Genomic DNA, 14524 nt, shown 5'->3' with positions numbered 1-14524 from the left:
CTGCTCCTGAGGGATGCACACGTGTGCGGCCCGCTCGGGTGAGCGGGCCGCACACGCGCAGGGGACCTACTGGTTGGCGCGGATGTCGTCCTCGACGTCGTGCAGCGACGTCACGAGATCCGCCGCCGCGGTCTGGACGAACACGGCCGAGCCGCCCGAGGCCTCCTGCACGCCGTCGAGCACGTCCTGCGTGTTCTGGTAGATCTCGACGAGCTTGAGGTAGGTCGGGTTGTCTGCGTCCTCGGCGCGGGCCGCGAAGATGTTGATGTACGGGAAGGCGTTCGGGTCGCTCGGGTCGTCCTGCGCGATCGCGTCCGACGGCTCGAGACCGGCGTCCGCGATGAAGTCGTTGTTGATGATCGCGGCCGCGACGTCGGGGAGCGACGTGGCGGTGAACGCGGCGTCGAGCGCCTCGACCTCGACCTTCGACGACGGCAAGACGTCGGCGACCGTCGAGAGGGTCGATCCGCCGTCCTCGAGCTCGATGAGACCCGCCGACTGCAGGACGAGCAGGCCGCGGGCCTGGTTCGACTCGTCGTTCGGCACGGCGACCGTGGCCCCCTCGGGGATGTCGGCGACGTCGTCGTACTGCGACGAGTACAGGCCGAGCGGGTAGATGGCGGTCGAGCCGATGGGCTCGAGGTCGTCGTCGCTGTTGACGTTGTAGGTCGCGAGGTAGATGACGTGCTGGAACTGGTTCAGGTCCAGTTCGCCGGCCGCCAGGGCCGGGTTGGGCTGGGTGTACTCCGAGAAGTCGACGAGCTCCACCTCGATGCCTTCCGCGGCCGCGGCCTTCTTGTAGGTCTCCCAGTACGGGTCGCCGGCGCCGACGACGCCGATGCGGACGACCTCGGGCGCGGCGTCGCCGCTGCCGGCGGAATCCGACGAGGCGCCGGCGCAGCCGCCGAGTGCGAGAGCGAGGGGGAGGGCGAGCGCTGCGGTGATGAGTGGCTTCTTGGACATGTGGTTGCTCCTGCTCTGTCGACGCACCGCGGTGCGGTGTCGGCGACGAGCGCGACCAGATGCGGACCGCGTTCGCCACGACGCGGTGCCTCATCGACGCTAGGCGAGGCTCTCAGGCGATCGAAATCCGCCCGTAACACGTCGAAACGCCGCGCGAAGGGGTCTCGGTTCGCGAGCATCGCCGCGACCCTGTAAGATCGTTCATCGTGCCCCGCGCAAGCGAGGTGCGCCACCTTAGCTCAGTCGGCAGAGCGATTCACTCGTAATGAATAGGTCAAGGGTTCGATTCCCTTAGGTGGCTCCACATATCACCTGATCATCTGGCTTTTCCTCCCTATCAGGAGGGGATGGAAAGTTGACCGATTGGTCGTTTATTCGCCACATTCGCCGTCGAGGCGGCGTTTCAGCGCCCAGGCGGCGACCGTGGGTCGAATCGCTTGGGATCGGCGCGGCGCGTTTGGCGTACCTCTCTTGCATGAGGGACTACGTCGCAGCCGGGTTGGACGAGGTGCTCACGACGAGCGAACTCGCGGAGTACCTGGGCGTCAAACCGCAGGTGATCTACGACCTCCGACGGACCGGCGAGGGACCGCGCGGATTCCACGTCGGCAAGGAACTCCGCTACTGCGTCCCAGAAATCCGTGCGTGGCTCGAATCCCGCGCCGATCCGTCGCGGGGGAGCGCTGCCCGTGCCGGGTAGACCGCGCACTGAGATCGGCACGTTCGGTGCGATCAGAACGGCGACGCTGCCGTCCGGCGCGGTCCAGGCAATCTGCCGGTTCCGTGATTGGGACGGCCGCCTTCGGCCTGTGAGCGCCTCGGGAGCGACGAAGGCGAAGGCCGTGGCCGCGCTACGTGTGAAGCTCGCTGAACGTGATCGCAGCTCGGACACGGGACAGGCAGTCACGGCCGACACTTCCTTTCCGACGCTCGCCGCGCTGTGGCTCGAGGAGATCGAGCAAGATCCGCGCCTTTCCGACGGCACGAAGGAGCTTTATGCAACCGAAACTCGCACGCTGCTGATGCCGACCTGGGAGCACTTCATGCTCCGCGAGATGACGACCGGGCGGATAGACCGCTTCCTGAAGGCGCAGCGGTTGAAGTCGGATTCGAAGGCCCGGCTCTCTCGTGTCCTGCTGAACCTGATGATGAAGTTCGCCATGCGGCACGATGCGATCCGTCACAACCCGGTCGCCGGCTGTTCTCCGCTCCCCAAGTCGGCCCCCGCGCCCAAGGCGTTGACGATGGACGAGATCACGCGGATCCGCAAGGCCGCTCGCGAGTGGCGCACGGCAGAGGGACTCCCGGGCCCTAAGCCGGATGGGCAGCTGCGCGAGATCATCGAGGTCATGCTCGGCAGCTCCGCACGCATCGGTGAAGCGCTCGCGCTCCGCAAGTGCGACGTCGACATGACTGTCAGCCCGCCCACCGTCCACATCCGGGGAACCGTCGTTGTCCGTAAGGGCAAAGGCGTCCTGCGTCAGTCATGGCCGAAGTCGCACAAGTCTGACCGCATCGTCGCGATCCCGCAGTTCGCCGCCGAGGTCGTTCGCCATCGCCTCGCGCTGGTTGACGACCGCGACCCTGAGCACCTGCTGTTCTTCACCAAGCGGGGAACGCCAGTCACCCCCTATAACGCGCGGCGAATCTTTCGGCAGGTGCTGGACGACGCGGGGCTCGCGGGCAGAGGTATCAAGCCGCACTCGTTTCGAAAGACAGTTGCCACGCTCATCAGTGAGGAAGCGGACGACGAGATGGCTGCTGAGATGCTCGGGCACTCCGGCACTGCGGTGACGCGCAAGCACTACATCGAGCGCAAGCAGGCGGCGAACCCCGAGACGGCGAAGATTCTTGAGATGCTCGCTCCGTCAAGTGACCATCAGTCCGAGTCGTGAGGTCGGTGAGGATCGCTGCGGCGCGGTCGGACTTGTGTCGTCGCACGATCCGAGATTCTGACTTCTCGAATGTGCCTACGGTTCGAGGTCATAGGCAGCGCCGCCGCGCGGGTCCTACCAGGCGGTGTGACCGCCATCGACAAGGAGATTGATTCCGGTGACGTACGAGGCGGCGTCCGATAGCAGGAAGACGGCCGGGCCGGCGATTTCGTCCGGTTCAGCGACGCGCTGCATGGGTACGGACTCTGCGAACTCGCGCATCCTGTCGACCATTTCTGGGCGGGTGTTCATCGGCGTCGCGGTGTAGCCCGGGCTGAGCGCGTTTACTCGGATGTTGTAGTGCGCCCATTCCACCGCGAGTGACCGTGAGAAGTGGATCACGGCGGCTTGGCGCTGTTGTAGTGCACTTGCTGCAACCCTCGGTTCGCGATGGTGCCGGACATCGAGGCGATGTTGACGATCGATCCTCGTCCATTTCTGATCATCGCTCGGCCCTCTGCCTGCGAACTCAGAAAGACCCCTGTCGTGTCGATGTCGTACATGCGTTGCCATTGCTTGAGGCCTCTCAATGCGGCGGCGGGTGTTGGCATTCACCTCACATGAGTAACCGGATGCCGATCGCTCACCATGGCGTGCTGCGGGTCAGCGGTCCTTCGCATTCCTGCGGTCGGTTGCCGACGAGGATCGCCCACTCCCAGTTCGGCATGCAGGACCCGACGGCGGCACAGCTGCCAGATTCGCGGCGTGAGCCCCCAGAAGCGAGGGCGGCCGGTCGAACATGTTCCGAGTGGCCGGCTGACGTGATCGTCCGTCAGCCTAGGCGAGCATGAGCTTCCTCCCTCGAGATCGCTCCCGAGTTGGCCTCCGCCATGGTCGCGATGTCGCGTCGGCGGACCTTGACGAAGAAGAAGAAGACGCACGTCACCGCGAGACCGATCGTGGGATAGAGATGACTGACGTCCCACAGGCCCTGGATCGCGGTGTCGGTCTGGAGGGCCACGCCGTCGGCCTTCATCTCGGCGAGCTCTTCGAAACTGCCGGCCTCGACGCTGACGAAGCCGTACGCGGCGAGGATCAGCAGCGAGAGCGACGACACGACGCTCGTGCCGAACTTGTTCGCGAAGCCGTACGACGCCCACACCATTGCAGTGTGATCGGTGCCCGTACGGAAGCGTCCGGTCTCGGCGATGTCGGGCAGGAGCATCTGCGTCGCGAGCAGGATGAGGATGAGCGCGGTGCCCTTCACCGCCTCGAGGGCGATGTATACGCCGAGGTTGGCCGGCGCACCCTCGATGCCCATGCTGTACAGCCCGATGCCGGCGGCGACGCCGACGATGCCGGCGACGCGGATCGCGACGACCTTGTCGACGCGCTTGAACAGCGGGGGCAGGAGAGGGATGAGAAGGAGCGTGGGAACGATCGCGATGAGGCCGATAAGAGAAGCCAGTGCGGCGTTGTCGAAGATGTAGAACCCGATGAGCAGCGAGTACGCGCCACCGGTTCCCGTCAGTCCGAGCACCAGGATGGCAAGCACGAGGAAGAGGAGCTCAGGCGTCGAGCGCAGGAAGCGGAGCATCTGTCGGAAGCCGTGCTCCGCCTCCGCCTCGACCTTGTCGGCGTCGGGTTCGGTGACAGCGATGTTGCGCTCCTTGACTGCGAACATCGCGGGGATCGCAAGGAGCACGCCCCAGCAGCCGAAGAGGATGGCGGAGCCCGCGTAGCCCCAGCTGCCCGCGATCAGTAGCGTGCCGAGGATCAGCACCGGAAGGTTGCTCACAATCTGTCCCAGCGCGCTGTACGACTGGAGCGTGGTGCGCTCGTTGTTGTCGTTGGTGAGGGTGTTCAGCATCGCGCCGTAGGGCGTGGACGACAGGGTGTAGGCGAAGTCGTAGAGCATGTAGCCGATGGCGTACTGGACGATGCGGAGCCAGATCGGTGCGTCGGTGTTGACGGTGAAGGTCGTGATCATGGCGATCGGCAGGATGAATGCGGCGATCCGGTACCAGGGAAGGTAGCGACCGCGGAAGAGCCATCGCAGGAAGGGGTTCTTGCCGCCGCGAAGGCGGACCCGGTCGACGAGGTAGCCGAACAGGAGGTCGTTCGCCGCGTCCCACACGCGCAAGACCAGTACCACCGCGGCCGAGATCGCCGGCGGGATGCCGATCATCAGGAGGTATGTGGCGAGGAACGCCGAGATGAAGAAGTGCGCCGTGAAGTGCGAGCCGGAGCCGATGATGTAGGCGAGGCGCTCGCCCATCGGAACCATGCCGCGGCGCCTATTCTGGGTCTTCTTCTCAGACGTCGTCCCGTGGGCGTCGAGTTCAGTCGACATGTGCGGCTCACTTCCTCGTGATGGCATCGTGATGGCAAGCCGGACACCGGCTCGGGCGACAACACACTAACATGAAAGTCATCCAGTTGGGTGGGTTTCAAGGAGGAAGTGCGATGCTCGCACGCAGACGGTCGATGACATGGTTGTCCGCAGTGCGCGTTGTGCTCCTGGTGGGCGCGACACCGATCATCGCGGTGGTCTCACTGCTGTCTCTGGGCGCCCACGCGCCACGTCTTCCGCGCGTGGGTGTCGCGGGCTCGCTGGTCCTGCCGACATATAGCGGACCAGGCCTGGTCGCCGGCGTCGTCGGCAGTCTCGCGGCCGGTGCTTCCGTGCTCCTCGGCGCCCGGCGACTGGGCGGCGCGCTCACCGCGATGGGGGCACTCGCCAGCACGGCAACCGCGATCATCTTCACAGATCAGCTGCGCGCGGCACGCGCGGCGGGTGCGCCGGTGCGCGCCTCGACATTCGCGGTGCGGCGCAGCCCCAAGCCGCTGCCCGACCGCACCGAGACATATGCGGACGATGCCGACGGCAGGCCACTGCGCGTCGACGTCTACCTGCCTCCGTCACCCGGTGCGGGCCCGGCGCCGCTGATGATCTATGTCCACGGCGGCGGCTGGATTCAGGGCACGCCGGATGATGCCTCCGCCGATCTCCGTTGGTTCGCCGATCACGGATACGTTGTGCTCGCTCCCGAGTACAGCCTGGCCACCGACCATCGGCCGACCTGGGATGTCGCGATGCCTCAGATCGGGATGGCGCTCGTGTGGGCAGCGGCGAACGCCGCGCAGTGGGGAGCCGACTCCGACCGGATCGTGATGTGGGGCGGATCCGCGGGTGCGAACCTCGCGCTGGCGACGTCGTACGCGGCCGCGGCGGGAAGACTCGTGTTGCCGAACGGTGCGATCCCGCCGACAGTCCGCGCTGTCGCGGGAGAAGTTCCCGCGGTAGATCCGCTCACGGTCTACGACAACGACGACCCTGAGTGGGGCACGGCGACGCGGAGCATGGTGCAGACCTACATCGGCGGGAGTCCTGCGGACCACCCGGAGCGGATCGCCGCCGTGCGTGTCAACAGCTACGCGTCGCCCGCGGCGCCTCCGACCCTGCTCACCGCGTGCGTACCCGACCATCTCGTCCCTGTCGCGGGCATCCGCGATTTCGTCACGGAAGCAGAACGCGCGGGGGTCGACATCCGCGCTGAGTACCGGCGGTGGGGCGATCACCTCATCTCAGCGCGTTACGACGGGCTACCGAATCAGACGATGCTGCATCTGTACCTACGTCACTTCCGCGCGCACGGCGCGTGAACGCCTGAGTCCCATCCGAATCAGTGCACGAGCTTCGAGCATTGAACCTCCACTCGTCGAAAAACACACAGCTGGGTGACTTTCGCGTAGGCTTGTCATGGAAAGGACGTCATGGGCGACATCTACTTCGAACGACTCCAGGCCGGCGCGGCCGCATGGGAATCCACCAACCCCATCGAGGGTGGCGATGCCGAGCTGATCATGGGTCTCTTGGCTCCACGGGCCGGCGAGGCGGATTACGTCGCGCCCGAGGCATCAACCAGTGATCACAGGCTCCCAGTCGCAGGCGGCGAGTTCGGCGTTCGTGTCTACCGCCCGCTTTCCGAGCGGCCCCGACGGTCGCTGCTGGTCTGGTGCCACGGCGGGTCGTTCTTCTCCGGCGATCTCGACATGCATGAGTCCGACGCCGTCGCCCGTGAGATCTCCGCACGCGCCGACGCGGTCGTCGTTGCCGTCGACTACAGGCTGGCGCTCGGCATCCACTTCCCCGCCCTTCACGACGATGTCGTGGCGGCGTTCGACTGGGCGGTCGACCACGCAGACGAGCTCGGCATCGACACGGGTCGGATCAGCCTCGGGGGAGCGAGCGCAGGAGGCAATCTGGCGGCGGGCGCCGCCCTCGCGTTGCGCGATCGGGGCGGGATCCAGCCGGTGTCGACGCTGCTGCTGTATCCGCTGCTTCACCCAGTGCTTCCCCAGGCGAGTGCCGAGCTTGGCCCCAAGGTCGCGTGCCTGTCACCGATGCTCCAGCCGTCCGCCGACCTCGTCGAAGCGGTTGTCGAGAACTACATCGGGGCGCCGGCGTCAAAGGCTCCCGCCTATGCGATGCCCGGGGTATCCGGCGACCTGACGGGGTTCCCTCGCACCCTCATCCTGAACAGCGAGTACGACGGCATGCGGGCGTCGGCCGAGGCGTTCGCCGAGCAGCTTCGCAGAGACGGCGCTGATGTGACCGAAGTCGTCGAGCCGGGGGTCTATCACGGCCACCTCGGTCGCGGGGGAGGGGCGCCGTTCCTGCACTCTGTGGCGGTGATGGCCGAGTGGCTGCACCGAACCAGAGAAGAGCATCCCGCATATGAGTGAGGCGACCAAGGCGGTCCTGCCGCTGTGGGCGCGCTGGCACGCGCGCCGCGCGAAGCTCCCGAAGCCAGCCGCGTGGCGAAAGCGCTCCGTGCGCATTCCGATGCGTGACGGGGTGACGCTCGGTGCTGACATCTACGAGCCGACTGTGCCCTCGAAGGGCGTACTTCTGGCGGTCGGGCCATACGGTCGCGGATTCATCTACACGGTGGGCTTCGCTTGGGCGTTCGTCGGTCAGGGGTACACCGTCGTCTTCGCCTCCACCCGCGGCACAGCCGACTCCGAGGGTGAACTCGACCCCATGCGCACAGATGCGCGAGACAGCCACGACATCGTCGCCTGGTTGCGGGAGCAGCCCTGGTACCCGGGGCGCCTCGCCACTGTCGGCGGCTCCTACCTGGGATTCACTCAGTGGGCACTCCTCGCGGACGCGCCCGACGATATCGCTGCGTCGATCGTGGTGATGGGACCGCACGACTTCAGCAGGCACACGTGGGGCACCGGCTCCTTCCGCACCGATCTCATCGGCTGGAGCGGCGGGGTCGGTGGGCCGCCAGAGAGCCGGAATCCGTTCGCGAACCTGAGGGTGCAGTCTGCATTCGACAAAGGTGCGGCGGCCGTGATCAACGCGGTGCCGTCGCTCCCCGTGGCGCAGGAGTTCTTCAGGGGTAAACGTGCATGGATGATCGACCGGATGTCGCGCTCAGACCTCGACGACCCCTACTGGGCTCCGATGCAGCTCGCGCGGGCCCTCGAGACCATCAGCACACCGACTCTGATCGTCGCCGGCTGGCAGGACATCTTCCTGCCGCAGTCGCTTGTGCAGTATGCGCGACTTCGCGAACGCGGAGTCGACGTCGCTCTTACCGTCGGCGCCTGGGTGCACGCTGACATCCTGCTGCGGGGAGGGACGACGATCGCACGCGAGAGTGTCCAGTGGCTGGACGCCCACCTCGGCGGCGCGCCTCTCGCGCGCACGGCCGCGGTGCGCGCCCAACTGAGTGATCGCAAGACATGGCTGGAGTTCCCGCAGTGGCCCCCGGCATACACGACCGTGGCGACGTGGCACTTGCATCCGGGTGGTCGCCTCGACAGCGGCGAGCCGGCTACGGATGCCGCGCCCGCGAGCTTCACGTACGATCCCGCGGATCCCACACCCACGATCGGCGGCAATCTCATCGCCCGCGGCGGCTACGTGGATGACTCCGCGTATGCTCAGCGCTCGGATGTGCTCATCTACCACACCTCGCCGCTGGAGGGCCACCTCACGGTGCTCGGTGCTCCCGTGGTCACCCTCCACCACAGCACCTCGCTCGGTGATGCCGACCTCTTCGTGCGGGTGAGCGACGTCGACGCGAGGGGACGGTCGACCGCGGTGTGCGAGGCATACTGCCGCGTCGACTCGACCGCAGGGGTGATCGAGATCGTGCTGAACGACACCGCGCACACCTTCGCCGCGGGGCACCGCATCCGGCTGATGGTCGCCGGTGGCTCCTTTCCGCAGTTCAGCCGCAATCCCGGCACCGGGGAGAACCCGCTTTCCGCCCAAACCCTGCTCCCCAACGTCCACTCCGTTTCGCACGCAGGGGCGGCATCGACCCTGCGCATGCCGATCGATTCCTCCGCGGTCTGACCTGCCCGCGCACCATTCATCTCCCACACCAGAAGGAACATCATGCGACGTGCCATCGTGACCGGCGGGGCCAGCGGCCTCGGGTCAGCAACAGCCACCCGGCTTCGTGCGGAGGGGCTCGAGGTCATCACCGTCGACCGCGCCGCCGGCGCCGACGAGATCGTCGACATCACGGATGCCTCCGCAGTGGCCGCGCTCGCGGAGCGGGTGGGCACGATAGACGTGCTGATCAACTCGGCCGGTGTCGTCGGTCCGAACATGCCCATGTTGTCGACGGATCCGGAGGATTGGCGTCGGACCTTCGAGGTGAACGTGCTGGGCACGGTGTCGATGATGCAGGCATTCGTGCCAGGCATGGTCGACCGTGGATGGGGGCGCGTCGTCAACTTCGCGAGCATGGCGGGCAAGGATGGCAACCCGAACCTCAGCGTGTACTCAGCGAGCAAGGCCGCCGTGATCGCGCTGACGAAGTCAGCGGGGAAGGAGCTCGCGACGTCGGGGGTGATCGTGAACGCGATCGCTCCCGCGGTGATCGCGACCCCGATGAACGACTCCACCGCCCCGGAGGTGCTCGCCCACATCACCTCGCTCATCCCGATGAAGCGCGTGGGCGAAGCCCGTGAAGTGGCGGAGCTCGTGACGTGGCTGGCGTCCGACAAGGTGTCGTTCTCGACGGGCGCGGTGTATGACATCAGCGGCGGCCGGGCGACCTACTGACGACCGGCGCACGAGGGAGGTTGATGCGATGACGGAGTTGCGCAGTTCGGAGTGGTACTCCGGCGATGCCCGAAACGCCTATATCCACCGCGCGTGGATGCGCCGAGGTGTGCCGGGCTCGGCCTTCGAGGGGCGGCCGCAGATCGCGATCGCGAACACCGCGTCCGACCTCACGCCGTGCAACGCGCACCTGACCGAGGTCGCGCAGTCGGTGAAGAACGGCATCTACGAGGCGGGCGGGATCCCGCTCGAGCTGCCGGTGGTGTCGCTGGGTGAGACGCAGGTGCGCCCGACGGCGATGCTGTGGCGCAACATGGCCGCGATGGCGACGGAAGAGATGCTCCGGGCCAATCCGATCGACGGGGTCGTGCTGCTCGGCGGATGCGACAAGACGATCCCGTCGCTGCTCATGGCGGCGGCATCCGTCGACCTTCCTGCCGTCGTCGTCCCCGGGGGCCCGATGCTGACAGGGCACTTCCGCAACGAGGCGCTCGGCTGCGGCACGGACGTGTGGCGGCTGTCCGAGGAGGTGCGGGCCGGGACGCTGTCCGAGGCGATGTTCCTGAAGAGCGAGTCGTCGATGATCCGGTCGAAGGGGCACTGCAACACGATGGGCACGGCGTCGACGATGGCGCTCGTCGCCGAGGCGCTCGGTGTGGTCGTGCCGGGGGTCGCGGGCACGCCCGCGCCGGACGCGCGACTGCTCGAGGCTTCGCATGAGACCGGGCGGCTCGCCGTGCAGCTCGTGGCAGACGACCGGCGGCCGTCGACATTCCTGACGAAGGGCAGCTTCCACAACGCGATCGTGGCGCTGGCGGCGATCGGCGGGTCCACGAACGCCGTCGTGCACCTGCTCGCGATCGCGGGCCGCCTCGGCATCGACCTGACGGTCGACGACTTCGACCGGATCGGGGCGGAGGTGCCGCTGCTGGTGAATCTGCAGCCCGCGGGCCGGTACCTCATGGACGACCTGTACCGCGCGGGCGGGTTCCTCGCGGTGATGCGCGAGGTCCGCGACCTGCTCGACCCGGACGCGCTCACGATCACCGGCACGCCGTTCGTGGAGTACCTCGAGGAGGCGCAGATCTGGGATCCCGACGTCATCGCGTCGCGGGAGAGCCCGCTGCTGCCGGCCGCGGGGATCAGCGTGCTGCGCGGGTCGCTCGCGCCGGGCGGCGCGCTCGTGAAGCCCGCCGCGGCATCCGCTCATCTGCTCAATCACCGCGGGCGGGCTGTCGTGTTCGACTCCATCGAGGACTTCCACGCCCGCGTCGACGACCCCGACCTCGAGATCGACGAGAACAGCGTCATGGTGCTGCGGGGATGCGGGCCGAAGGGGTACCCGGGCATGCCCGAGGTGTCGAACATGCCCCTGCCGAAGAAGCTCCTCGAGAAGGGCGTGCGCGACATCGTCCGCATCTGCGACGGCCGCATGTCGGGCACCGCGTACGGCACCGTCATCCTGCACGTCACGCCCGAAGCGGCGGCCGGCGGACCGCTCGCACTCGTGCAGACGGGCGACTGGATCAGCCTCGACGTGCGCGCGGGCCGGCTCGACCTCGACGTGCCCGCCGACGACCTCGCCGCGCGGATGCCCAACCAGGCGACCCTCGACGGGTACGCCCGGCCCCGCCGAGGATGGGAGCGGCTCTACATCGACCACGTCCTGCAGGCAGATCGTGGCGCCGACCTCGACTTCCTCGTCGGAGCGTCGGGATCGAAGGTGTCCCGTGAGTCACACTGATCATGGTGTCGCCGGCACGGCCACGCTGTCGCCGGTCGATCCGGCACTGATCGCCGCGATCGAGTCGGTGGGCGCCGCTGTCGGCACGCGCGCGACCGACCGTCTGGCGGGCGCGCACGACGCGAGCCACTATCTCCTCACCCCGCAGGCGGTGGTGACTCCGACCGATGTCGACGAGGTCGCCCGGGTGATGGCCGCCGCACGGGCAGCGGGGGCCCCGGTGACGTTCCGCTCGGGTGGGACGAGCCTGTCGGGTCAGGCCGGCACCGACCAGGTGCTGATCGACACACACCACCACTTCCGGCGCATCGACGTCCTCGATGACGGGGAGCGGGTCCGCGTGCAGCCGGGAGCGACCGTGCGCTCGGTCAACACGCGCCTGGCCCGCTACAAGCGCAAGCTCGGTCCGGATCCTGCGAGTGAGATCGCGTGCACGATCGGCGGGGTGATCGCGAACAACTCCTCCGGCATGTCGTGCGGCACCCACGCGAACGCGTACCGCACCCTCGAGTCAGCGGTGCTGGTGCTGCCGTCGGGCACGGTGGTCGACACGGGCGCGCCGGGCGCCGCTGAACGGTTCGCCGAGGCGGAGCCCGAGATCCACGCCGGTCTGCTCACGCTGCGCGACCGCGTCCGGAGAGATCCCGACTCGGTCGACACGCTGCGGGCGCTGCATGCGATCAAGAACACGATGGGCTACGGGCTGAACTCGTTCCTCGATCACGATGACCCGCTCGAGATCCTCACCCACCTGGTCGTCGGGTCGGAGGGCACTCTCGCGTTCGTCGCCGAGGCGACGTTCCGCACCCTCCCCGTGAAGCCGAACCTCGCCACGGGCCTGCTGATCTTCGCGGACCTGCCCGCTGCGACTGCGGCGCTTCCCGCGCTGGTCGCGGCAGGCTTCGCGACCATCGAGCTGCTGGATGCCGCCTCTTTGCGTGTCGCGCAGGAGGATCCCGAGGCGACAGTCGACCTCGGCGGGCTGGTGGTGATCGATCATGCGGCGCTTCTGGTGGAGTTCCAGGAGGAGTCCGACGCCGCTCTCGACGCCCGCCTCGCCGTCGCGACCCCGGTCCTCGCCGCGTTGCCTTTGGTGCAGCCCGCGGCGCTGACCACGGATGCCGCGACCCGCGCCCAACTGTGGCACATCCGCAAAGGACTCTTCACCGCGGTCGCCGGTGCGCGCCCCTCCGGGACGACGGCGCTGCTGGAAGACATCGCCGTTCCCGTGGAGCGTCTCGGCGCGACATGCGAGCGGCTGATCGAGATGTTCGACCGGTACGGGTACGAGGGCAGCGTGATCTTCGGTCATGCGAAAGACGGGAACATCCACTTCCTCGTCAACGAGCGCTTCGACGACACCGAGAAACTGGCGCGCTACGAGGCGTTCACCGAAGAGATGGTCGACCTCGTCCTCGCTCAGGGCGGAACGCTGAAAGCCGAGCACGGCACCGGCCGAATCATGGCCCCTTTCGTCCACCGTCAATACGGTGACGAGCTGTACGACGTGATGTGGGAGGTCAAGCGCCTTATCGACCCGGGCATGACCCTCAACCCCGGAGTGCTGCTCACCGACGACCCGCAGGCCCACATCCGGCACCTCAAGAGCGCGCCGACCGTGGAGTCCGAGGTCGACCGGTGCGTGGAATGCGGGTACTGCGAGCCGGTCTGCCCCTCGAAGGACATCACCCTCACCCCGCGCGAGCGGATCGTGCTTCGCCGAGAGATCCAGCGCGCCCGCGACCGAGGCGACGAGGACCTCGTCCGCACCCTGCAGGACGAGTACCGGTACGACGGGGTGCAGACCTGCGCGGTGGACGGCATGTGCAAGACCGCCTGCCCTGTTCTCATCAACACCGGCGACCTCGTCCGCCGGCTCCGCACAGAGAACCAGAACGCGCTCGCGCAGGCGGCATGGAACGTCGCTGCGAAGCAGTGGGATGCCGTGTCCGCGGCCGGCGGCGTCACACTGTCGGTGGCGAGCGCGGTGCCCACCGCCCTGCCGGCGATGGCAACGAAGATCGGCCGCGGCATCCTCGGCGACGACACCGTCCCCCTCTATACAGCGGATCTTCCGGGCGGCGGCAAGCGTCGCCGGCTGATCGACGCGGATAAGCCGGTCGCGGTGTTCTTCTCGTCGTGCACGAACACGATGTTCGGGCCGGTCGGCGGCGCCGGGGTCGCCGAGTCGTTCCTGCGGCTGTGCGAACGCGTCGGCGTGCACGTGCGCACTCCCGACGACCTGCCGTCGCTGTGCTGCGGAACCCCCTGGAAGTCCAAGGGGCTGTCCGAGGGCTACCAGACGATGACCGACCAAGTCGCAGCATCGCTCGTCCGCGCCACCGACGGAGGACGCCTGCCCGTCGTATGCGACGCATCCAGTTGCACCGAAGGCCTCCAGGTTCTTCTCGACGCTGCCGGGCAGGCGAACATCCGAGTGGTCGACGCCGTCGCGTTCGTCGACGAGCACGTCCTGCCGCACCTGCCCGTCGGCGAGAAGGTCGCCTCGGTCACCGTGCACCCGACCTGCTCGTCCACCCATCTCGGCATCAACGGCGCGCTCACCCGCGTCGCCAAGGCGGCAGCCGAGACCGTGGTCGTCCCGGAGGACTGGGGATGCTGTGGTTTCGCGGGAGACCGCGGGATGCTGCATCCCGAACTCACCCACTCCGCAACCCGCCCCGAAGCAGCAGACGTCGCCGCCGCCGAATCCGACGTCCACGCCTCGCTCAACCGCACCTGCGAACTCGGCATGACACGCGCCACCGGCATCCCCTATCGGCACATCCTGCAGGTGCTCGACGACACCCTCCACGCGGGGGACTCGCGATGAGCGATCCGGGGACG

Annotated in this window: 10 protein-coding genes, 1 tRNA gene and 1 pseudogene; 9 read left to right on the top strand and 3 right to left on the bottom strand. The window is 67.6% G+C overall.

What is annotated here, in order from left to right:
* Positions 1-66: 66 nt before the first annotated feature.
* Positions 67-963 (bottom strand): MetQ/NlpA family ABC transporter substrate-binding protein, encoded by an 897-nt coding sequence (locus tag ABZ477_RS04495; RefSeq protein WP_360128510.1) that lies wholly within the window; start codon positions 961-963, stop codon positions 67-69.
* Positions 964-1191: 228 nt separating this feature from the next.
* On the opposite strand from ABZ477_RS04495, the gene ABZ477_RS04490 reads away from it, so the two are divergent.
* The 3 genes from ABZ477_RS04490 (at position 1192) to ABZ477_RS04480 (ending at position 2858) form a co-directional block, all read left to right on the top strand.
* Positions 1192-1267 (top strand) — tRNA-Thr (locus ABZ477_RS04490).
* A 171-nt stretch (positions 1268-1438) separates the two neighbouring features.
* The gene (locus ABZ477_RS04485; RefSeq protein WP_360128507.1) at positions 1439-1663 is read left to right on the top strand and encodes a helix-turn-helix domain-containing protein; all 225 of its coding nucleotides are present in this window, start codon (positions 1439-1441) and stop codon (positions 1661-1663) included.
* A gap of 142 nt (positions 1664-1805) precedes the next feature.
* Entirely contained in the window at positions 1806-2858 is a 1053-nt protein-coding gene (locus ABZ477_RS04480) for a site-specific integrase (RefSeq protein ID WP_360128504.1), read from the top strand.
* 114 nt (positions 2859-2972) lie between these two features.
* Here the strand turns inward: ABZ477_RS04480 and ABZ477_RS04475 are convergent.
* Both ABZ477_RS04475 and ABZ477_RS04470 read right to left on the bottom strand, forming a co-directional pair.
* A pseudogene (locus tag ABZ477_RS04475) lies at positions 2973-3400 on the bottom strand (SDR family oxidoreductase).
* A gap of 269 nt (positions 3401-3669) precedes the next feature.
* Complete coding sequence (locus ABZ477_RS04470) at positions 3670-5190, bottom strand: MFS transporter (RefSeq protein ID WP_360128501.1); 1521 nt, start codon at positions 5188-5190, stop codon at positions 3670-3672.
* A 152-nt stretch (positions 5191-5342) separates the two neighbouring features.
* Between ABZ477_RS04470 and ABZ477_RS04465 the strand changes: the two genes are divergently transcribed.
* The 6 genes from ABZ477_RS04465 (at position 5343) to ABZ477_RS04440 (ending at position 14510) form a co-directional block, all read left to right on the top strand.
* On the top strand, positions 5343-6503 hold the full coding sequence (locus tag ABZ477_RS04465; RefSeq protein WP_360128498.1) for an alpha/beta hydrolase: 1161 nt from the start codon (positions 5343-5345) through the stop codon (positions 6501-6503).
* A gap of 111 nt (positions 6504-6614) precedes the next feature.
* Positions 6615-7586 carry an alpha/beta hydrolase gene (locus tag ABZ477_RS04460; protein WP_360128495.1) on the top strand — a complete coding sequence of 324 codons (972 nt, stop codon included), beginning with the start codon at positions 6615-6617 and terminating at the stop codon, positions 7584-7586.
* Positions 7579-9216, top strand: a complete 1638-nt coding sequence (locus ABZ477_RS04455; RefSeq protein WP_360128492.1) for a CocE/NonD family hydrolase — start codon at positions 7579-7581, stop codon at positions 9214-9216. Before ABZ477_RS04460 ends, ABZ477_RS04455 begins: the two co-directional genes overlap by 8 nt.
* 42 nt (positions 9217-9258) lie before the next feature.
* Positions 9259-9933, top strand: a complete 675-nt coding sequence (locus tag ABZ477_RS04450; RefSeq protein WP_360128489.1) for an SDR family NAD(P)-dependent oxidoreductase — start codon at positions 9259-9261, stop codon at positions 9931-9933.
* Between the two features lie 28 nt (positions 9934-9961).
* Entirely contained in the window at positions 9962-11677 is a 1716-nt protein-coding gene (locus ABZ477_RS04445; RefSeq protein WP_360128486.1) for an IlvD/Edd family dehydratase, read from the top strand.
* On the top strand, positions 11664-14510 hold the full coding sequence (locus tag ABZ477_RS04440; protein WP_360128484.1) for an FAD-binding and (Fe-S)-binding domain-containing protein: 2847 nt from the start codon (positions 11664-11666) through the stop codon (positions 14508-14510). The genes ABZ477_RS04445 and ABZ477_RS04440 overlap by 14 nt, the downstream gene beginning before the upstream one ends.
* The last annotated feature ends 14 nt before the right edge of the window (positions 14511-14524 follow it).

The sequence above is a fragment of the Microbacterium sp. NPDC019599 genome, assembly GCF_040632175.1.
Lineage (GTDB): Bacteria > Actinomycetota > Actinomycetes > Actinomycetales > Microbacteriaceae > Microbacterium.
The sequence above is the reverse complement of the archived record's forward strand: the minus strand, read 5'-3'. Positions and strand labels throughout refer to the sequence as shown.

Excerpts from the sequence above, each read along its gene's own strand:
- ABZ477_RS04460 (WP_360128495.1), top strand. The coding sequence starts at position 6,615 with ATGGGCGACATCTACTTCGAACGACTCCAGGCCGGCGCGGCCGCATGG.
- ABZ477_RS04455 (WP_360128492.1), top strand. The coding sequence starts at position 7,579 with ATGAGTGAGGCGACCAAGGCGGTCCTGCCGCTGTGGGCGCGCTGGCAC.
- ABZ477_RS04450 (WP_360128489.1), top strand. The coding sequence starts at position 9,259 with ATGCGACGTGCCATCGTGACCGGCGGGGCCAGCGGCCTCGGGTCAGCA.
- ABZ477_RS04485 (WP_360128507.1), top strand. The coding sequence starts at position 1,439 with ATGAGGGACTACGTCGCAGCCGGGTTGGACGAGGTGCTCACGACGAGC.
- ABZ477_RS04495 (WP_360128510.1), bottom strand. The coding sequence starts at position 963 with ATGTCCAAGAAGCCACTCATCACCGCAGCGCTCGCCCTCCCCCTCGCT.
- ABZ477_RS04470 (WP_360128501.1), bottom strand. The coding sequence starts at position 5,190 with ATGTCGACTGAACTCGACGCCCACGGGACGACGTCTGAGAAGAAGACC.
- ABZ477_RS04445 (WP_360128486.1), top strand. The coding sequence starts at position 9,962 with ATGACGGAGTTGCGCAGTTCGGAGTGGTACTCCGGCGATGCCCGAAAC.